Here is a 21,540-nt window from a genome sequence, read left to right as displayed (position 1 = left end):
AGGGCCTCACGCCCAATACTGTTGCCGTATGCCCGCTTCTGCCGCCGCTCCCATGACCATCGCACCCGAACAGGCATCCTGGTTCGCCGAGACCTTCTCGATCCTCGCGGGGAACGTCGAGCAGGCGATCCTCGGCAAGCGCCATGTGGTCGAGCTCGTGCTCGCCGCCGCCGTCAGCGGCGGACACGTGCTGCTCGAGGACTTCCCCGGCACGGGCAAGACGGCGCTGGCGCGCGCGATCGGGCAGACCATCACCGGCACGAGCTCGCGCATCCAGTTCACCCCCGACCTGCTCCCCGGCGACGTCACGGGAATCACCGTGTACGACCAGAAGCAGGGCACGTTCGAGTTCCACGCGGGCCCCATCTTCGCGAACATCGTGCTCGCCGACGAGATCAACCGCGCGAGCCCGAAGACGCAGTCGGCTCTGCTCGAGGTCATGGAAGAGGGAACGGTCACGGTCGACGGCGTCTCGCGGCCCGTCGGTTCGCCGTTCCTCGTCATGGCGACGCAGAACCCGATCGAGCAGGGGGGCACCTACCGGCTGCCCGAGGCTCAGCTCGACCGCTTCATGATCAAGTCGTCGATCGGCTACCCCGACGGCGCGGCCACCATGCGCATCCTGCAGGGGGCGGCAGCCCCGAAGCCCCCGCTGAACGGCATCGTCGGCACGGACACGATCCTCACCATGGCCGAGATGGCGCGCGGGGTGTACGTCAACCCACTGATCTCCGACTACATCATGCGCATCGTCGACGCGACGCGCCGCGCCTCCGAAGTGCGACTGGGCGTCAGCGTGCGCGGAGCCCTCGCACTCTCGCGCCTCGTGACGGCGTGGGCGGCGAAGTCGGGACGGACCTTCGTGACACCCGACGACGTGCGCGACCTCGCCGTCGTCGCCTTCGCCCACCGCCTCGTGCTCGAGCCGGAGGCCGAGTTCGACGGAGTCACCGCCGTCGCGGTGATCGGCCAGATCCTCCTCGATGTCGAACCTCCGCGCGAGAACGGCTCTGCGTGAGCTTCAACACCGAATCGCGCCTGACGCGCACCGCCGCGCGCACGAGCACATCCACCCGCACCTCGACGGTGACGCGTTTCGAACGCACGCACCGGGGGCCCGTGCGGGGAGCGGTGTTCGGCGCGCGTCGGATGCTGCGCGGAATCGCGCGCACGGCGAAGGGCACGCTGTCGTGGCTGAACGACACCGTGACCACCGCGGGTCTGCTCGTCGCCGTGGCCCTCGTGCTCGGGGTCGTCGGCGGTCTGCTGCTGGGCTGGGTCGAGGCGTGGGCCGTCGGAACGATCGCGATGGTGCTGCTGATCGCGTGCGTGCCCTTCATCCTGGGCGCCCATGACTACAGCATCCGCCTGGAGCTCGGACGCGACCGCGTCGTCGCCGGCTCCGACATCGGCGCGGTGCTCGACGTGCGCAACACCGGCACGAGACTCGCCCTCCCCGGCGTCGTCGACGTCCCCGTCGGCGAGGGCCTGGTCGAGGCGCACGTGCCGCTGCTGCGTCCGGACGGGCACCACACCGAGCAGCTGACGATCGCCGCGCATCGCCGCGGCATCATCGACGTGGGCCCGATGACGATCACTCGCGGCGACCCGATCGGCCTGCTGCGCCGCGAGCAGCGGTGGCCCGAGGTGCAGCGCATCCACGTGCACCCCGTCACCGTGCGCATCCCCAGCACGAGCGCCGGCCTGATCCGCGACCTCGACGGCACTCCCAGCACGAGACTGGTCGACGCCGACCTGTCGTTCCACGCCGTGCGCGAGTACGTCGTCGGCGATTCGCAGCGGCACGTGCACTGGAAATCCACCGCGAAGACCGGCACGCTCATGGTGCGCCAGTACGAGGAGTCGCGGCACGCCCGCATCGCGATCATCCTCGACCTCGCGGCCGACTCCTACGAGAGCGACGACGAGTTCGAGACCGCGGTGAGCGCCGCCGCATCCCTCGCGCTCCAGGGCGTCACCGAGGGGCGGGACGTGCTCTTCGTCGTCAGCGACGAGATCCCCGAGCACTCGCGCAACGAGGTGCTCGCGATCCGCACGCTGCCGACCCTCACTCCGAAGTCGATGCTCGACGCGACGTCGACCGTCGATGCCGCAGACAGCGTGATGCGCATCGAGGCGGTCACCGCCCTGACCGTGCAGTCCTACCCCGACCTGTCGATCGCGTTCCTCGTGACGGGATCCCGGATGCCGGTTGACCGACTCCGCCGCTCGGCGATCGCTCTCCCCGCCGCGGTCGAGGCCGTGGCCGTCCGCACCGAACTCGGCCAGGAGCCGACCATGCGCACGGCTCGGGAGCTGTCGGTGATGACGCTCGGAGCGCTGGGCGACCTGCCGCAGATGCTCGCCAGAGGAGCGCTGCGGTGAGCGCGCGGGACGCGCTCCGGCGTCTTCGCGAGCTCCTCTCCGCCCTCAACATCTGGGGTCTGGGCTACGTGCTGCTCGGCATCGGCCTCGCGACCGTCGCGGCCTGGCCGCTGTACGCCGCACCGCGCGCGCTGATCGTCGGCATCGTGGGCGGCCTGCTCGGGATGCTCGTCGCCGTCGTCGCGCGCGTGCTCCGCTGGAATCTGCTGATGTCGGCGCTCGTCGCCGCCGGCGTCTACGTGGTCGCGGCCGCTCCGCTCGCCGTGCCCTCCTCCCTGACGTCGTTCCCGGCCTTCTTTCTCGGTGTCCGCGACGCGGTGCTCGGCGTCGCGCTCGGATGGAAGCAGATCCTCACCCTGAATCCGCCGCTCGGCGAGTACCAGGCGGTCCTGGTGCCGCTGATGGTCGTCATGCTGTTCGGATCCTTCGCCGCCACCCTGCTCGTGCTCGAGGGTGGTCGACGCGCGGCATGGGCGGTGGCCGTCGTGTCGACCATGAGCGTGTTCGGCATCGCCTTCGGACTCATCGGAACCAGCTCGGCGATCACGCTCTGGGGCATCGCCCTGCCGGCTCCGCGTGAATGGCTGCTCGGCATCTCCGTCTTCCTCGCGGGACTGGTCTGGCTCATCGGTCGCGCGCGGCTGCGGCGCGCGCAGGCGCTGCGCATCGTCGCCGCGCAGAACGTCACGCGCAGTGCGGCGCCGGTGTGGCTCGGCATCCGTCGTCATCTGCTTTCCGGCGTCCTGCTGATCGTCGCGCTCGTCGCCGGCGTCGCCGTGGTCCCGGCCGCGGCCCAGTGGTCCGATCGGACGGTCCTGCGCGACGACGTCGAGCCGATGGTGGTCGTGCAGCGGCAGATCAGCCCGCTCAGCACGTATCGCTCCTGGTTCACGACGTCGATGCTCGACGAGCCCGTCGTCTCGATCTCGGGTGACACGGGCGATCTCGAGCGCATCCGCATCGCCACGCTCGATGCGTACGACGGAGAAGACTTCCACATCTCACCCGACGACCGATTCAGTCGCCTGCCGCGCACGGCGGCCCCCGACGCAGGGCGGCTCTCGCTCGAGTTCACGGTCGGCGAGGCCTACCGCGGCATCTGGGTGCCGGCACCCGCAGGGCTCGCGCAGGCCCCGACCTTCGAGGGCGCGCGCGCCGAGAAGCTCGCCGACGGCTTCCACGTCGATGACGAGGGCGATACCGCGATCACCATCGCCGAGACGTCCGACGAGCGTGAGGGTCTCGAGCCGGGAGACCGCTACGGGGTGCTCGTGGATGCACCCGCCGAGACGCCCACACTGACCGATGTGCGCGGGGGCGATTCGCTTCTCGACAGCGAGGCGTATCCGGCGCTCGCCGAGTGGGCGACCATGCAGGAGCAGCCGCGCACCGGCGCCGGCTATCTCGAGGTCATCGACCGTCTCAGGGCCCGCGGCTACCTTTCGCACGCCCTGCTCGAGGATGACCAGGCCACGGGATGGATCTCGGCGCTCAAGAGCGCAGGGGGATACTCCTTCGCCCCGACCTACGCGGGGCACTCCGCGGCGCGGATCGAGGAGCTCTTCACGTCGCTCGTCGATCAGGAACGTCGGGCCGGGGCGGATGCCGATCCCAAGATGCTGGTCGCCGCGGTCGGCGATGACGAGCAGTTCGCCGTCGCGGCGGCGCTGCTCGCCGAGCTCTGGGGCCTGGAGTCCCGGGTCGTTCTCGGAGCGCGTCTTCCCGCTGCCGAGGAGGTCCCCGGCATACCCGCCTGCGACACCGCGTGCACGGGCGCGAACATGACCGCGTGGGTGGAGGTGCGCTCGTCGGGCGGTGACTGGACGGCCGTCGACGTCACGCCTCAGTTCGCGATGCTGCCGAGCACGATCACCGAGGGCGAGCAGCTCCCCGAGCATCCGACCGTTCCCGAGCAGCTGCGCTCCGAGGCGCTCGATCCTCCCCAGGCGCAGAGCGATTCGCGCAACACCGATGCGCCGCCCGAGGAGGGCGGCTCCGACACCTTGGCGTCGCTGCTCGCCGTCGCGCGCGTCGTCGGGCTCAGCCTTCTCGCGCTGCTGCTCCTCGTGCTGCCGCTGCTGGTGGTGGTGGTCGCCAAGAACATCCGTCAGCGCACGCGCCGTCTCGCGGGCGATCCGGAATCGCGACTCGTGGGTGCGTGGGAGGAGCTCGTCGACGTGTACGCCGACGACGAGCGCCCGACGCCCTGGTTCGGAACCCGCGTGCAGGCGGCGGTCGCCGTCGACCGTGAGGCGGCCACGCGACTGGCAGCGCTCGTCGATCAGGGCGTGTTCGCCGCGCATCCGCCCACCGAGGCCGACGCGGAAGCCGCCTGGACGATCGTCGACGAGGAGCGCGCGGCGATCGCCGAGCGTCGAACCCGCTGGCAGAACGTGCGCTCGCACCTTCGTCTGCGCTCGTTCCTGGCCAGGGTGGCGCCCCGACGCGCGCGTGCATCCTCGGACCATCGGCTCGCAGTCGGTACGCTCGCAGTGGCCGGCGCAGGCGCAGGCAGGCAGGAGGAAGACGCATGAACGAGGTCGCAGACCGGGTGCACCTGGCGGTGGACGGCGCAGGGCCCGCTGTCCTGACGACGCTCGTGGCCGCGCTGGGCGTGGGGGCAGTCCTCGGCCTCGCGCTCTACGTCTGGTACGCGCTCGCGCTGTCGAAGCTCTTCACGCGCCTCGGAGTAGAGGGGTGGAAGGGCTGGGTCCCGATCCTCAACGAGGCGACGATCCTCACGCTCGGCGGCAAGCCCGCGTGGAACGTCGTGTTCTACTTCATCCCGATCGTGCAGATCTACGGCCTCGTCGTGAAGATCCAGGCCGTCCACAGCATCAACGGTCGCTTCGGCCGAGGCGCCGGATCGACCGTGCTCGCCGTGCTGCTGCCGCCGGTGTGGGCATCGATCCTGGCCTGGGGTGTTCCGCCGTATCCCGAGGGCGACAGGCTCGCCGCGCTGCAGCCCGGCCCCCGCCGTCAGGGGCCGCCGCAGGACGCACCTCCGCACGATTCGTCGAGGGGATACCTCGCCCCTCCGATCCTCCCGCCGGGGGGCGAGAGCGCGCACGGAGAGCCGGCATCGTTCGCCCCGGATGCTCCGGCGCCAGCACCGGCTCCGGCACCGGCTCCGCCCGCCTTCGTCTCGCCACCCCCGGTGACGCCGAACTTCGAGCGGCCGGCACCCGCGTTCCCGCCGGCGGCACCGACGTTCGCGCCGTCTGCACCGACCTTCGCTCCGGCGGCTCCCGGGTTCCCACCCGCGGATGCCGCGCCTGCGCCGACTCGCCCGGACGCGCCGGCTCCCCCCTCCGTCGACGCGGCCGCGCCGTCGGCACCGTCTGCACCGGAATCCCTGATCGTCGGGGTCCCCGGTGTCGAGCGCCCCGCACGCACCGAGTCGGCTCTGCCGTTCGTGCCGCCGTCGATCCCGTCGGCCGCGGCCCACGATGTCGACGGCGTCCGCCCGCCGACCGGTGACGTCAGCGCGCCGGTAGAGGGGGCCTCGGACCCCGTTCTGGAGACGCTTCCCCAGCCACCCGCGCGAGCAGTCGGCGCGGCCGAGCAGTCGTCGGCATCGACCGGGCAGGCCGCATCCTCCGACGACCCGCAGGTGAGCGTCGGTTCGCTTCCCGATCGGCTGGGAGCGGCTCCCGCGCCCGATGCCCGCGCGCCGCGATTCACCGCACCGGCACCCGTTCCGGTCGTCCTGCCGGTGCCGGAGCCTCCACGCGCGGCACCGCAGCCCGCCGAGGCGAGCCCGCACACCGATGCGGAGATCGACATCGATCAGACCCTGTCCGGCGCCGCCCCGCTCTGGGCCGCTCCGCTCGCGGACACCATCGATCCGCCGGCTCCGCTCGCGGACACGGTCGATCCGCCGGCTCCGGTCGTGGACACGGTCGATCCGCCCGTACCGGTCCCCGCAGCCGGCATCCGGCCCGCGCCGATGATGTCCGCGCCCCCGCTGACGCAGCCTTCGCCGCCGATCGATCTCGCCGCGCCGGCCGCCGACGCCGGTGAGGATGACGACGACGTCGAGGCGACCGTCGTCGTGTCGCGTCGACGCGGCGTGCGCCGGGTTCTCGTGCTCGACGACGGCCGCTCGTTCGCCCTGTCGGCGACGAGCGTCGTGATCGGGCGCAATCCGACCGGCGAGCCGGGGGAGCAGCGCCTGGCGATCGCCGACAGCACACGCACCCTCTCGAAGACGCACGCGCGCCTCATCGTGCAGGCAGACGAGTGGCGCCTCACCGACCTGCACTCCACGAACGGAGTGGTGGTCGTCGCGGATGACGGCGCCGAGACGCTGCTCGACCCCGGTGAGAGCGTGATCGGCGCCGGACGGTTCGTCCTCGGCGAGGTCGGCATGCACGTCGAGGTGGGGACCGATTCGTGACCACCTCCGCTGTCGTCCTCAACGTCGCCGCCCTCACCGACATCGGTCTGACGCGTGCGATGAACGAGGACTCCGTGCTCGCGGCATCGCCCGTGTTCCTGGTGGCCGACGGGATGGGCGGCCACGACGCGGGTGACAAGGCGAGTGCTGCGGTGGTCGCGGCGTTCGCGCCGCTGGTCGGCACCGAGGTGACCACCGCCGAGATCGGCGCGGCTCTCGCGCGTGCGAACGAGACCGTCGAGGCGATCGCCTCCCAGCACTCGCGCGGCGCGGGGAGCACCCTCGCCGCCGTGGCGCTGGTCGAGCACGACGGCACGCCGCACTGGCTCGTATTCAACGTGGGCGACTCGCGCGTGTACCGGCTCTTCGCCAACGAGCTCGATCAGCTCACCGTCGACCACTCGCTGGGACAGGAGCTCGTCGACGCCGGGGAGATGCGCCGCGAAGACCTCGCCGGCTTCGCGCAGCGCAACGTCATCACCCGGGCCATCGGAGCCTCCGACAACATCGCCGACAGCTGGCTGGTCCCGGTGATCGACGGCGAACGGCTGCTGCTGTGCTCCGACGGGTTGAGCGGCGAGGTGGGCGACGAGAGCATCCGTGCGACCCTGACGATGGCGGGGCGCCCCGAGACGGCCGCCGCCGCGCTCGTGCGCCGGGCGAAGCAGTCCGGTGGACGCGACAACATCACCGTGATCATCATCGACGTCGTCTCCGGCGGGTTGCGCGGGGGATCCCTCGACTCGACCGACAGCCGTCGGTCGATGTCGATCCACACCGAGACGATGCTCGAAGGCACGACGGTTCCGGCGAGGGGGCGTCGCTGACATGGTCGATCACGAGGACCCGGTCGAGGAGACCGTGATGCTCACCCGACGCGCGCGCCGATCGCGTCAGTCGGATGCCGCGCCGACCGATCCGCCGGTCATCGGGACCCCGGCTCAGGCGTCGGAGGCGCAGGCGGACGGGTACGCGGATGCCGCAGACGACGGGGTCGACGACCGCACGATCGCGGTGCCGCGCGAACCCGCGCAGGCTGTGGAGGACCACACGGTCGTCGTCGCGCGACGACGCTCCGCGGGCGATCGACCGGTTCTCCCCCCGGCACAGGACGACCTGGAGGACCGCACGGTGGTCGTCGATCGGGCGGCGGATGCGGATGCGGCTGCACCGACCCGCGAGCCCGTCGAGGATGCGGAGGACCACACGGTCGTGGTCGGCCGCACGGTGCGGCCGCCGGCACCCGATCCGCCCACGGACGACGCCGAAGACCTCGACGCGACGATTCCCGCCGCACCCGCTCGACGGGTCGAGATGGAGCCGCTGCCCGCCATCTACAAACCGCGGCCTGCGCCTCTGCGCCCGTCGCATCCACCGACGGTGGAGGGCGGGGTCGCCCCCACGCGGGTGGTCGACGACGGTGCGGCCTCGGTCTCGGTCTCGCGAGCGGCTCGACGCACCAGCGTCCGGGTGCTGGCCGCGGTCGCCGCGGCTTGCGCGGTGTCGGTGTGCGGCCTGGTCGCTCTGGCCTTCGTCGTCTTCACCTGACGCCGTCTTCCGTCGCCGGAGTCCTCGCCGTCGTCGTGGGCAGAACTGCCCATCGGTGCTGACGCGGGCGCCGGTTAGACTCATGTGATGCGCTGCCCTGCCCGTCGATCGGGACGGACGGATGAGAGAGCGCGCGGGGGAGAGAGCCGGCATGAGGGTGCTGTCGTGGATGCGAGCGCGGCCGAAGATGCTGGCGTCCGCCGCCGTGCTGTCCGTCGGCGCGGTGGCGCTCACGACCATGGCCTTCGCCTATGAGGGCAACCCCACCACGCAGGTCGATCTCAATGACGGCGGCGTCTGGCTGACGAAGAGCTCGAACCTCCTCGTCGGGCACTTCAACCACGAGTCGACGCTGATCGACGGCGGCCTCCGCACGGCCAGCGACGACTACGACATCCTGCAGGACGAGAAGAACGTCCTCGTGGTCGACCGCAGTGCGGCGACGCTGACCGCGGTCGACCCCGCTCGCGTCGCTCTGGGCGATTCGACCGCGATCCCCGCATCCGCGAAGGTCGCGCTCGGCGACAAGACCACGGCGATCCTCGATCCCGCGTCGGGCAACCTGTGGGTCGTGGCGGTGAAGAGCCTCGCGGCCTTCAAGATCGAGGGTGCGACGCCCACGGTCGAGCTCGGCGACGACGCCGACGTCGCGGTCGCCGAGGACGGCACCGTGTTCGGCCTCGCCCCGTCGCGAGGCGAGGTCGTCACCATCCCCGTCGACAACGAGGGCCAGCCGCTCGACCCCTCGACGGAATCCGTCGGCGAGATCGACAGCACGGAGGCGCCCAGCATCACGGCCGTCGGCCGCACGCCGATCGTCCTCGACGCCGCTGCGGGCGTCGTCACGACTCCCGGAGGCTTCCGCACCCCCGTCTCCAACGCCGCCGACGCCGTGCTCCAGCAGCCCTCGGCCGCGAACGACGACGTCGTCTTCGCCACCCGGGCAGCGCTCGTGAGCGTGCCCCTCGACGGCGACGAGCCGGTCTCCGTCGACACCGGATCCGAGGGCGCACCGGCGACCCCCGTCTCGCTGCGCGGCTGCTTTTACGGCGCCTGGGCGGGGTCCGCGGCGTTCATCCGGGACTGCCCGGGAGACGCGAGCGATGTCAACGACACCATCGACGGCGCGGAGGACTCGACCGCTCTGACCTTCCGCGTCAATCGCGACGTCATCATCCTCAACGACCTCGTCGACGGCTCCGCGTGGCTCGCGGACGAGAGCCTGCAGCAGGTCGACAACTGGAACGACCTCACTCCGCCCGAGGGCGAGACCGAGAACGAGGAGGACACCACCCAGGAGACGGTGGAGACGACACTCCCCGATCGCAAGGAGGAGAACACGCCGCCGGTCGCGGAGGACGACTCCTTCGGCGTGCGTCCCGGCGCCACCACGCTCCTGCCGGTGCTCGACAACGACAACGACACCGACGGCGACGTGCTCGTGGCCGAGCTGGTCGACGCGCAGCCGTCGATCGGCACCGTGCAGCCGATCCAGAACGGCGGTGCCCTGCAGATCGCCGTCGACGAGAACGCGTCCGGCGCGTCCTCCTTCACCTACGAGGCGAGCGACGGACGTGGGGGCACCGACACCGCGGTCGTGACTCTGCTGGTGCGCGACCCCGAGACGAACGGCGCACCGACGCCCAAGCGCAAGACCAGCCTCACGGTCGAGAGCGGCGGCACGATCTCGTACAACATCCTCCCCGACTGGATCGATCCCGACGGCGACGACATCTACCTGAAGTCCGTGATCGCCGCACCGGGCGACGAGGTCGACTTCAGCACCGACGGTCAGCTCACCTACAAGGCGACGGCGAGCCTGCAGGGGCAGAAGTCCGTCGACGTCACGGTCGCCGACGCGTTCGGCGAGATCGGCACGACCACACTCACGCTCGATGTGCGTCCGCCCGGCAGCACCGACCCCAAGACCAACGCGGATCACGTGGTCACGCGCGTCGGCGAGCAGGTCACGATCGCCCCGCTCGCGAACGACACCAGCTCCGGCCGTGAACCCCTGCGCCTCGGCAGGGTCGACGAGCAGGTGCCGGGGGCCACGGTCGTCCCCGACTTCACGAACAAGACGTTCACGTTCTCGGCGGCGACGCCCGACACGTACTACGTGCAGTATCTGGCGACGGCCGGACCCAAGAACGGCGAAGGCCTGGTGCGCGTCGATGTCCTCGATGCCGCCGAGAGCGATCTGCCCCCCGTCGCGGTGCGCGACGTCGCGCTGCTCCGCTCCGGCGGCGACGTGCTCGTGGGTGTCCTCGCGAACGACTCGGATCCGGGCGGCGGCATCCTGGTCGTGCAGTCCGTCTCCCTCGAGCCGAGCTCCGGGGTCTCCGTCTCGGTGATCAACCACGAGACGCTGCGCATCACGGATCAGGGGGCGCTCACCGAGCCGGTGCGGGCGACGTACACGATCTCCAACGGCACCAAGTCGGCACAGGGCGAGGTGGTGATCATCCCGATCCCCGCGCCCGAGGAGATCCTGCAACCGGCCGCCAGCCCCGACACCGCCTACGTGCGGGCGGGAGACGTGGTGACGATCCCGGTGCTCGACAACGACACCCACCCGAACGATGACGTGCTGCACGTCGCCCCCGAGCTCATCGAGCCCTTCGTCGACCCGGATGACGGTGAGGCGTTCGTCTCGCAGGACACGGTGCGCTTCAAGGCCGGACCGGAGGCGAAGACGGTCTACCTCACCTACGAGGCCGTCGACGAGCACCAGCAGAAGTCCGCGGGCTTCGTCACCATCCAGATCATGCCCGCCGACCCGGAGACGAATGCGGCGCCGCGCCCGCAGGACATCGTCTCGCGAGCGCTCGCCGGCACGACCGTCAGCATCCCCGTGCCGCTCGACGGGATCGACTCCGACGGGGATTCGGTCGAGCTGCTCGACATCGCGTCCAACCCCACCAAGGGGCGGATCACCGAGACGGGAGCGAACTACTTCCGCTACGAGGCCTTCGAAGGCTCGGCAGGCGTCGACACGTTCAAATACCGCGTGCGCGACCGTCTCGGAACCGAGGGAGAGGCCACGATCCGGGTCGGGATCGCCCCCCCGGAGCAGGTCAACCAGGCGCCGTACGCGGTGAAGGATGCCGTCGTGGTGCGTCCGGGGCGTGAGATCGCCGTGCCGGTGCTCGACAACGACTCCGACCCCGAGGGCGAGGACATCATCCTCGTCAGCGAGAAGAACGACGGACTCGAAGTGCCCGACGTCGACGGCCTCTCCGCCCGCGTCTCGGGAGATCGCGTGCTCGTGGAGGCGCCGGACCGTGCGCTCGAGACCTCACTGCAGTACACGATCCGCGATTCGCGAGGTGCGACCGCATCCGCCGTGCTGGCGATCACCGTCGACGAGAACGTCCCGCTGCAGGCTCCGGTGGCGCGCGACGACAGGGTGCGCCCCGAAGACCTGAACGACGGCGAGCTCACGGCCGACATCGACATCCTCAAGAACGACGAGGACCCGGACGGCACGAGGGAATCCCTCGAGGTCGTGCTCGGCGACGGCGCCGAGGCGGTCGAGGGCGGCAAGGTGCGGGTGACCGTCGGCGAGGAGCAGCAGCTCATCCGCTACACGCTCACCGACATCGACGGCCTCGAGGCCTCGGCGTTCATCTTCGTGCCCGCCGTCGCCGGCCTCCGTCCGGCGCTGAAGGACGGCACCCAGCCCGTCGAGGTCATGAGCGGTGAGACGATCTCGCTGCCGCTGTCGGACTACGTCATGGTCGCGGGCGGCGGCACCGCCCGCATCACCGAGCACGCGAAGGTCAGCGCGATCCATGCGGACGGCGCCGACCTCGTGACGGATGAGACGACCCTCGCCTACACGTCCGCACCCGGCTACTTCGGGGAGGACGCGCTGACCTTCGAAGTCACCGACGGCACGGCACCCGACGATCCCGAGGGGCGCAAGGCGACCCTCACGATCCCGATCACCGTGCTGCCGCCCGACAACCAGCAGCCGACGTTCGTCACCGGCGAGGTGCAGGTGGCACCGGGGGAGGACGCGAGCACGCTCGACCTCGCGGCGCTCACCACCGACCCCGACCCCGAGGACGAGCATACGTACACGCTCCTCGGCGGCACGGGGAACGGCGTGAGCGCGCGCACCGAGGGCAGCACGCTGTTCGTCGAGGCGTCGTCGAACGCGAAGAAGGGCACAGCGCTCACCCTGCAGCTGCGGGTGAGCGACGGTGAGACGGAACCCGTCGAGGGCACCGTCTCGGTGGTGGTCTCCGCCTCGACGAGGGCCATGCCGGTGGCCAACACCGACACGGTTCCGAAGGCCGATCAGGGCAAGCCCGTCACGGTGCCCGTGCTCGCGAACGACTTCAACCCGTTCCCGGAGACGCCGCTCAAGATCGTCTCCCAGGTGGTCGAGTCCGGCGGCGGGGACGTGGCTCTCGACGGCGACCGGCTCGTGGTCACCCCGGCGGCGGACTACGTCGGATCCCTGGTGGTGCGCTACCGCATCCAGGACGCCACGGAGGACGCGGATCGCGAGGTCAACGGTCAGGTCGTCGTGACGGTGCAGGGCGTGCCTGCGGCACCGGGAACGCCGACCGTCACGAGCGTGCAGGACCGCAAGGTCGTGATCTCGTACGGCGCTCCGTCGAACAACGGCGCCGAGATCGCGAAGTACACGGTCACATCGGTGCAGGGCAGCGCGTACCGCAAGGAATGCCAGTCGACGACGTGCACCCTCGACGGGCTCACCAACAACGTCGAGTACACCTTCCAGGTCACGGCGACCAACCGCGTCGGCGAAGGCGAGAAGTCGGGGGCCTCGCAGGTCGCCCGTCCCGACGCCAGGCCCGACACACCGAACCCCCCGACGCTGAAGTTCGGCGACAAGTCGCTCGCCGTCGCCTGGACCACCCCGACGACCCCGGGGTCGCCGGTCGAGCGCTACACGCTCGAGATCTCGCCTGCCCCGCCGTCCGGCATCTCGCAGAAGGAGGTCACGGGCAACTCGATCGTCTGGGACGGTCTCGAGAACGGCTCGAACTACCAGGTGCGCGTCCAGGCCCACAACAAGGCGCCCGAGCCGTCGAGCTGGAGCACCTGGTCGGCATCCGAGATCCCGGCGGGCCCGCCGCTCGCAGCAGCGGCCCCGACCACGCAGGAGCTCGCGCCGGTCGGCAACCAGGCGCAGATGCAGGTGAACTGGGCGACGCCGAACAACAACGGCGACGCGATCGACAGCTACCAGCTCGAGGTGTACGAGGGTGCGACGCTCGTGCGCACGATCACCCCCGGTGCCGCCGCGACCAGTCAGGCCGTGACGGTGCCGACCTCGGAGACGGCGTACACGTACCGCATCCGCGCGCACAACAAGGCGGGCTGGGGCGAGTTCAGCGCGTCCTCCCCGCCGCGTCGCGGTGTCACGGCGCCCGGCGCCCCGAGCGGTCTCACGGCGGCCCCCGGCGACGGCTTCATCGACATCGCGTACACGGCAGGCTCCCGCAACGGCGCCAGGGCCGACGAGATCTCGTACGAGTTCCGTCTCAACGGCGGCGGATGGCAGGGGCTCCCCGGAACCCGTCTCTCGGGCCTCTCCAACGGCACGAACTACAGCGTCGAGGTGCGTGCGGTCGCGTCGGTCGACGGATCCACCTACGCGGGAGCGGTGTCGAACGCGGCATCCGCGGTGCCGTTCGGTGTGCCGTCGGCGCCCCGCGCCACGGCCAGGAACCTCGGCACGCAGGTGGAGCTCACCTGGGATGCGACGCGCTCGCCCAACGGGCGCGACATCGCGGTCGTGCAGATCAGCGTCGACAGTGGCGGCTGGCAGAACGTCGGCATCTCGGGCTCGCGCACGATCGGCGACGGATACCAGCAGAACCACGACATCAAGGTGAGGGCGCAGGACACCGCCGGTCAGTGGTCACCCGAGGCATCCGATGCGGCGCGCACGAGCGATCCGCCCGCCGAGGTGCTGCGCACCGAGAAGGGAGCATCGGGCTCCTGGCCCGACTGCAACACCTCGTCGTGCGCGAAGGTGCGCCTCACGGTCGAGAATTTCCGCAGCCCCGGCAACTACTCGCTGCAGTGCGACGACGGCAACAAGTACGGCGGCAGCTCCAAGCTGTACGTCCCCGAGAACGGCAGTGTCGATCTCAACTGCTACTACGGATACCCGGGCAGCTCCATCCGTGTCTACATCAAGGAGCTCGACAGACACGCGAGCGCCTTGACCTGGTACTGACCCCGCTCCGCCCGCAGCCCTGCACCGACGAGACACAGGAAGCCCCATCGCATGACAATGACCTCCGAACAGGCCGCGTGGTTCCACGGCACCTTCACCCGCCTGGTCGACAACGTCGACCGGGCCGTGCAGGGCAAGCGCGAGATCGTCTCGCTCGTGCTGGCAGCGATGCTCGCCGAAGGGCACGTGCTGCTCGAAGACGCCCCGGGCACCGGCAAGACCAGCCTCGCCAAGGCACTGGCCGCCACGGTGCAGGGCACGAGCTCGCGCATCCAGTTCACGCCCGATCTGCTGCCGTCCGACGTGACCGGTGTGACGATCTACGACCAGCAGAACCACAAGTTCGAGTTCCATCGGGGCCCGATCTTCGCGTCGATCGTGCTCGCCGACGAGATCAACCGCGCCTCGCCGAAGACGCAGTCCGCGCTGCTCGAGGTGATGGAGGAGTCCCGTGTCACCGTCGACGGCGCCGCTCACGAGACCGGTCGACCGTTCCTCGTGATCGCGACGCAGAACCCGATCGAGCAGGCGGGCACGTACAAGCTGCCCGAGGCGCAGCTCGACCGGTTCCTCATCAAGTCGTCGATCGGCTACCCCGACCTGGCGGTGACCGAGAGCATCCTCGCCGGCGCCGCCCAGCGCAACCCGTCGGCGGCCCTCACCCCCGTCATCACCACCGGCGCCGTCGCGGACATGGCCGACCTGGCCTCGACCGTGCACGTCGAGCCCGCCGTGCTCCGCTACATCGCCGAGCTCGCCGAGGCGACGAGAACGGATCCGGCGACCCGACTCGGGGTCTCGGTGCGCGGCGCTCTCGCCATGGTGCGCATCGCCAAGGTGTGGGCTTCGTCGCAGGGACGTCACTACGTGCTGCCCGACGACGTCAAGACGCTCGCGCGCCCCGTGTGGCTGCACCGGCTGCTGCTCGACGCCGAGGCGGAGTTCTCGGGCACGAGCGGTGAGACGGTGATCGCCCGCGTGCTCGACCGCATCGCCGCACCGCAGGCCCGATAGGACAGCGGGAATGACCACCCAGGCTCCCGATCAGGTGCCCGCACCGCCCACGGCCGACGCGCGATGGCGTGACGTCGTGGCGGTCGTCGGCGCGCGCCTGCTCGCGCGCCTGCGGAGGGTCACCGACGCGATCCGTCCGCTGGCGTGGGTGCTCATGGCGCTGGCAGTCGGACTGTGGATCCTCGGACAGTCCGCCGGGTGGGCGGAGTTCACGATCGCCGCCGCCGTCATCGCCCTCACCGTCGCGCTGTGCGCGCTGTTCCTCATCGGTCGCACCGCCTACGACGTCGCGCTCGATCTCGCGCGCACGCGGGTGGTCGTGGGTGAGCGGGCGATCGGCGGCCTCACCCTCGCCAACAACGGGCCCCGGGCGATCCTGCCCTCCCGCGTCGTGCTGCCGGTGGGCGCGGGTCGCGGCGAGTTCGGCATCCAGCGGCTCGCCCCGGGTGAGGAGGCCGAAGAGCTGTTCGCCATCCCCACGCAGCGCCGTGGCGTCGTGAAGGTCGGACCGGTGAGCGTGGTCCGCGGCGATCCCCTCGGCCTGTTCGAGCGCGCGCATCGCCGAGACGACCCCGTCGACCTGTACGTGCACCCCCGGACCATCGCGTTCGAAGGGCAGTCGCTCGGATTCCTGCGCGACCTCGAGGGGATGCCGGCGACCGACCTCTCGCGCGACGACGTCTCGTTCCACGCCCTCGTCGAGTATCAGCCGGGCGACGACCTGCGTCACGTGCACTGGCGCTCGACCGCGCGCACCGGCACGCTGATGATGCGACAGTACGAGGAGACGCGGCGCTCGCACTTCGTCATCGCCCTCTCTCGCGCCGCGTCCGACTACGCCGACGACGAGGAGTTCGAGCTGGCGATCTCCGCCGCGGGCTCGATCGGTCTGCGGGCCATCCGCGATTCGCAGCGGGTGGAGGTGCGGGTCCAGGGCCGGGATCTCGCCGCAGGATCCGGCAAGCAGCTTCTCGACTCCCTCGCGGCGGTGACGCACTCCCGCCCCCGATACGGCGGCGTGGACGCGCTCTCGGCGGTCATCGCCCGAAACATGCCGCTCGCCAGCATCGTGGTGCTCGTCTGCGGATCGAAGGTGCGCGGAGAGGATCTGCGCTCGGCATGCGCGCGGCTGCCGTTCGGAGCGCGTGTTCTCGCCGTCGTCGCCGATCGTGCGGCGACCGCCCCCTCGCTGCGGCGCATCGGCGATGCCGACGTCGTCACCGTCGGCGCGCTCGAGCAGGTGCCGCTCGCCCTGCAGCGGGTGCTCGCATGAGCGCCTCCGTCGTGCTGCCGCTGCGGCGATGGATCCTCGACCTCGCGGCGACCGCCGTGCTCGGCGGCGTCGCGCTCGCCGGGATGTGGCCGACGTTCGCCGGCGGCAGCTACCTGCCCGCGGCGATCGGCGGCATCGTGCTCGGACTCGCGATCGCGGCCGTGTGCGCCTGGCGCGGCTGGGGCATGCTCATCACGGCCGGAGTCACGGTCGCGGTGTACTTCCTGCTCGGGGGTGCGCTCGCGCTGCCGCACACCGCACTGTTCGGGGTGATCCCGACGCTCGACACGTGGCAGCGCCTCGCACTGGGCACGGTGACGTCGTGGAAGCAGATGCTCACGACGGTCGCGCCGGTGTCCGCGTCGGACGGTCACCTGCTCGTGCCCTTCCTGGTCGGTCTTTTCGGAACCGTGCTCACGGCATCCCTCGCCCTGCGTCTGCGGAACGTGGCCTGGGCCCTGCTGCCCGCCGGGGTGATGCTGATGCTCGCGATCCTCCTCGGAACGCCGGAGCCGGCGTTCCCGCTCGCCCAGGGTCTCGTCTTCGCGGTGCTCGCGATCGCCTGGCTCGCCCTGCGTCAGCTCTGGGATCCGCACAACGCCGCCGTGTCGGTGAGTGAGATCAACCCCGCACGTGCGGCCCGAATGAGGATGCGTCGGCTGCTCGCCGGAGCGGCGGTGCTCGCGATCGCCGCCGGTGCCGGAGTCGCGACGAGTGCGGTCGCGCAGCCGGTCCAGCCCCGTCATGTGTTCCGTGACGTGGTGATCCCGCCGTTCGATGTGCGGGACTACCCGAGCCCGCTGCAGTCGTTCCGCAAGAACGTGCGCGACCAGTCCGCGGAGACGCTGTTCACGGTGCAGGGGCTGCCCAAGGGCGCGCGGATCCGCATCGGGGTCATGGATCAGTTCGACGGCATGGTCTACAACGTCACCGACGGCGGCCCCGATTCGTCGAGCGCCTTCACTCCGCTGCGCTCGAACATGTCGCCGGATGCGAAGGGCCTGCCGGTGACGCTCAAGGTCGAGATCGGCGAGTACTCCGGTGTCTGGCTGCCGGATGCCGGTGCGGTGTCGGACATCGTGTTCACCGGTGATCGCGCGGACGAGCTGCGCCGGTCGGCGTTCTACAACCCCGCGACGGGAACCGCTGTGGTCACCTCGAAGCTCGCCTCGGGCGACACCTACACGGTCGACACGATCATGCCCGCGTCGGTCGAGGACCGGCAGCTCGCAGACGTCGACTTCGGCAAGGTGCCGCTGCCGACGCAGAGCAACGTGCCGGAGGAGCTCACCTCGCTCGCGGCCGAGACCGTGTCGGGGGCCGAGACGCCGATCGAGCAGGTGCGCGCTCTCGAGACGTTCCTGGCGGAGGGCGGATTCTTCAGCCACGGTCTCGAGGGCGAGGTGCTCTCCCGGGCCGGCCACACGGCCGAGCGCATCTCGACGCTCGTCGGCGGCGACCAGATGATCGGCGACGACGAGCAGTACGCGGTCGCGATGGCCCTGCTCGCCCGAGAGGTCGACATCCCCGCTCGCGTCGTCATGGGGTACTACCCCGACGAGGAGAGGGCGGGAGACGCCACGTTCGACGCCACCGGCGACGACGTGCACGCGTGGGTCGAGGTCAACTTCGCCGGCATCGGCTGGATGAGCTTCGACCCGACGCCGCCCGAGGACAAGGTCCCCAACGATCAGAACACCAAGCCGAAGGCCGATCCCAAGCCTCAGGTGCTGCAGCCGCCGCCTCCTCCGCAGGAGCCGGTCGATCTGCCGCCGACCCTTCCGGACGACCGCAAGGGCGAGGAGGAGACCTTCGACGTTCTGGGTCTCATCGGGATCATCCTCGCCGTCGGTGGCATCGTGCTCGGGATTCTGCTGCTCGTCGCCGCGCCCTTCATCGTCGTCGGCGCCTGGAAGGCGGCCACGCGCCGGGCCCGCCGGAACGCGGCCGTACCCACGGATCGCATCAGCGGCGGCTGGGACGAGGTCACCGACCGCGCCGTCGACTACGGCGCGCGGCTCGACACGGGCGGCACGCGGATCGAAGAGGGGGCGACGCTCGCGGCGACGCTCGAGCTGCCACGGGCGGCGCGCCTCGCCGAACGCGCGGACGCCGTGATCTTCGGTCCCGACGATCCCACCCCCGAAGACGTCGAGGCGTTCTGGGCCGAGGTCGACGTCATCGTCGGCGGACTCGGCGCGGACGCCGGATTCTTCCGGCGGCTCCGGGCGCGGCTGAGCCTGCGCTCGCTGCTCGGCGGGACCGCCGTCGGCGCCCGCCTCGCGGAGTGGCGGGACGCCGCGATCGCGCGCCGCGGCAGCCGACCTGAGACGATCGGACGCCGCACTCGACAGCCGTCCACCTCCCCACTCGAGAGCGAGAGATCATGACCCAGCCCGCGATCGACAGCAGCGCGCCGGTCTCGAGGCGCGCCATCGCCTACCTGATCGACGCCCTCATCGCAGGAGCCATCGGCACGGTGGGCGTCGTGATCGCCGCCCTGATCACGTTCGCACCGAGGCCCGTCGAAGAGCTCCTCCTCGTGGCGCCCCTCGCCTACGGCACGGTGCTGCTGGTGCTGCTGGCATGGTTCGTCGTGTACACGCTCATGCAGACGCGCGGCGGCTCGATCGGCATGCGCGCGCAGGGCGTGCGGCTCGCGTCCGCCGCCGACGGGACGCCGCTCGGCTTCGGTCGGGCACTGCTGCGCAATGTGGTGTTCGGGGCGGCGGCCGGCATCGTCGTCGGGTACTTCACGCCGCTGTTCGACGGATCCGGTCGCTTCCAGGGATGGCACGACAAGGTGTCCAAGGCGGTCGTCCTCGACGCGCGCACGTCGGCTGCGCCGGCCGGTCGTGCGCAGGCGAGCGCCGGGGCCCCGCAGAGCACCGCCACGCCCGGCAGGGGCATCGGCGTGCCTGCGCAGCCGACGACCGTCGGCCCGCCCCCCGTGCCGCTTCTCCCTCCGGCTCCGCTGGCCGGCGGATACGCCGCGACGGTCTCCGCTCCTCCCGGATACCCGGCCTCGGCAGCGCCGGTTCCGGCCGCCGACCCCGCGTTCTCCGCTCCTCCTGCAGTGTCCGCTCCTCCCGCGGTGTCCTCTCCTCCCGCGGTGTCCTCGCCGCCCTTCGTCGGCGACGCGTCGGCGCCGTCGACGGCGGGTGCCTCGTCGGCGTTCTCCGTGCCGTCCGGCGGCACTCCGTTCGCGGTGCCGTCGCTGCCGCCGAGGTCGTCCGTCCCCGAGCCTGCGCACCCCGACGCGTCCCCCTCCGGTCAGCGCGTCGCCCCGGCGTCCCGTGCCGATCAGCCCGTCGCCCCCGCGCCCGGAGGCGACGCGCTGATCGCGTTCGTCCCCGGCGTCACGCCGGCGGGCGCCGTGGCACCCGCGATCCCGGCGACCCCCGTCGTCGACCCCGCGGGGTCCGCGCCCGGTGCGCCGGCGGCGCACGACTCCGTCGACTCGGGGCCGGTCGCCGTCGAGCTCTTCGAGGAGACGATCGTGCAGCCGCGGTCGACGCCGGAGCAGCTCGAGGACGAGCTCGAGTCGACACGTATCAGCATCCCGGGCCACCGTCTGCTGTTCACCTGGGACGACGGCACCCGAGTGACCGTTTCGCGCCGGACGCTCTTCGGGCGCAACCCCGCCCACGAGGACGGCACGGAGCGGGTGACCGTGCGTGACGAGACGCTGTCGCTCTCGAAGACCCATTTCGAGGCTGCGGCGGAGGTCTCCGGCGGCTGGGTGCTCGACCGGCACTCGACCAACGGCATGACCATCGTGCGCGACGGCGAGCGCATCGACTGCCCGCCCGGGCAGCGCGTGCCCGTGCGCCTGGGCGATGCGATCGAGATCGGCGACCGGATCCTCACGATCGGCGGGTACGTATGAGGTCCGCTCTGGTGGTCACGTCGGGATCCGCGACGCACATCGGGCTGCGGCGTGCGCTCAACGAGGACTCGCTCCTCGCCGAGGCGCCCGTCTTCATCGTCGCCGACGGGATGGGCGGTCATGAGGCCGGAGAGCACGCCAGCGCCAGGGTCATCGAGGAGTTCTCCCCGTTCATCGGGCGCAGTTCGCTGACGCTCGGCGAGGTCCGCGGCGCGCTCGACCGCGCGAGGGCCGGGGTGGAGGATCTCTCGACGGGTGGCAACGGCAGAGCCGGTACGACACTGAGCGGCGTTATGGTGGCCTCCGTCGACGGCACGGGGTACTGGCTGGCGGTCAACATCGGCGACTCGCGCACCTATCGGCTCGCCGGCGGCGAGCTCGAGCAGATCAGCGTCGACCACTCCGTGGTGCAGGAGCTCGTAGAGTCGGGAGAGCTCACCCCCGCCGAAGCCGCGACCGACCGGCGGCGCAACATCATCACCCGCGCGATCGGGGGGAGCAGCACCGGGGATGCCGATTACTGGCTGTTCCCCGCCGAAGAGGGGGATCGCATCCTCGTGTGCTCCGACGGCATCACCTCCGAGCTCCCGGATCAGCGGATCGGCGAGATCCTCTCCCGCGTCTCGGATCCGCAGCTCGCCGCCGATGCCCTGATCGCCGAAGCCCTGCAGTCGGGCGGGCACGATAACATCACGGTCGTGATCGTCGACGCGGTCCGAGTCTCCTCCCGGCCGGGTGCGGGACTCGAGTCCGACGAGTTCGACATCGATGTCGACACGCTGCCACGCGCAGCAGGAGGGGTTCGCTGA

General features: G+C 71.1%; 12 protein-coding genes. All 12 read left to right on the top strand.

The window, feature by feature from the left end; genetic code table 11:
• Nucleotides 1-52 precede the first annotated feature (52 nt).
• The 12 genes from ABTZ43_RS06485 (at nt 53) to ABTZ43_RS06430 (ending at nt 21,540) form a co-directional block, all read left to right on the top strand.
• Nucleotides 53-1,018 (top strand): AAA family ATPase, encoded by a 966-nt coding sequence (locus tag ABTZ43_RS06485; RefSeq protein WP_056413353.1) that lies wholly within the window; start codon nt 53-55, stop codon nt 1,016-1,018.
• Nucleotides 1,015-2,385 (top strand): DUF58 domain-containing protein, encoded by a 1,371-nt coding sequence (locus tag ABTZ43_RS06480; protein WP_149423984.1) that lies wholly within the window; start codon nt 1,015-1,017, stop codon nt 2,383-2,385. The genes ABTZ43_RS06485 and ABTZ43_RS06480 overlap by 4 nt, the downstream gene beginning before the upstream one ends.
• On the top strand, nt 2,382-4,919 hold the full coding sequence (locus tag ABTZ43_RS06475) for a transglutaminase domain-containing protein (protein ID WP_350538231.1): 2,538 nt from the start codon (nt 2,382-2,384) through the stop codon (nt 4,917-4,919). Before ABTZ43_RS06480 ends, ABTZ43_RS06475 begins: the two co-directional genes overlap by 4 nt.
• The gene (locus tag ABTZ43_RS06470) at nt 4,916-6,784 is read left to right on the top strand and encodes a DUF5684 domain-containing protein (RefSeq protein WP_350538230.1); all 1,869 of its coding nucleotides are present in this window, start codon (nt 4,916-4,918) and stop codon (nt 6,782-6,784) included. The genes ABTZ43_RS06475 and ABTZ43_RS06470 overlap by 4 nt, the downstream gene beginning before the upstream one ends.
• Entirely contained in the window at nt 6,781-7,611 is an 831-nt protein-coding gene (locus ABTZ43_RS06465) for a PP2C family protein-serine/threonine phosphatase (RefSeq protein WP_350538229.1), read from the top strand. Before ABTZ43_RS06470 ends, ABTZ43_RS06465 begins: the two co-directional genes overlap by 4 nt.
• Before the next feature lies 1 nt (nt 7,612).
• Complete coding sequence (locus ABTZ43_RS06460) at nt 7,613-8,332, top strand: hypothetical protein (protein ID WP_350538228.1); 720 nt, start codon at nt 7,613-7,615, stop codon at nt 8,330-8,332.
• Between the two features lie 151 nt (nt 8,333-8,483).
• Complete coding sequence (locus tag ABTZ43_RS06455) at nt 8,484-14,555, top strand: Ig-like domain-containing protein (RefSeq protein WP_350538227.1); 6,072 nt, start codon at nt 8,484-8,486, stop codon at nt 14,553-14,555.
• Nucleotides 14,556-14,606: 51 nt separating this feature from the next.
• Entirely contained in the window at nt 14,607-15,569 is a 963-nt protein-coding gene (locus tag ABTZ43_RS06450) for an AAA family ATPase (RefSeq protein WP_149423979.1), read from the top strand.
• Nucleotides 15,570-15,579: 10 nt separating this feature from the next.
• Entirely contained in the window at nt 15,580-16,842 is a 1,263-nt protein-coding gene (locus tag ABTZ43_RS06445; protein ID WP_350538226.1) for a DUF58 domain-containing protein, read from the top strand.
• Nucleotides 16,839-19,232 (top strand): transglutaminaseTgpA domain-containing protein, encoded by a 2,394-nt coding sequence (locus tag ABTZ43_RS06440; RefSeq protein ID WP_350538225.1) that lies wholly within the window; start codon nt 16,839-16,841, stop codon nt 19,230-19,232. The genes ABTZ43_RS06445 and ABTZ43_RS06440 overlap by 4 nt, the downstream gene beginning before the upstream one ends.
• Complete coding sequence (locus tag ABTZ43_RS06435; RefSeq protein WP_350538224.1) at nt 19,229-20,731, top strand: RDD family protein; 1,503 nt, start codon at nt 19,229-19,231, stop codon at nt 20,729-20,731. The genes ABTZ43_RS06440 and ABTZ43_RS06435 overlap by 4 nt, the downstream gene beginning before the upstream one ends.
• A complete protein-coding gene (locus tag ABTZ43_RS06430) occupies nt 20,728-21,540 on the top strand; it encodes a PP2C family protein-serine/threonine phosphatase (protein ID WP_149423975.1) in 813 nt (270 codons plus the stop codon). The genes ABTZ43_RS06435 and ABTZ43_RS06430 overlap by 4 nt, the downstream gene beginning before the upstream one ends.

The sequence above is a fragment of the Microbacterium sp. NPDC097977 genome (genome assembly GCF_040302605.1).
GTDB lineage: Bacteria > Actinomycetota > Actinomycetes > Actinomycetales > Microbacteriaceae > Microbacterium.
This window is presented reverse-complemented; position numbering and strand designations above follow the sequence as displayed.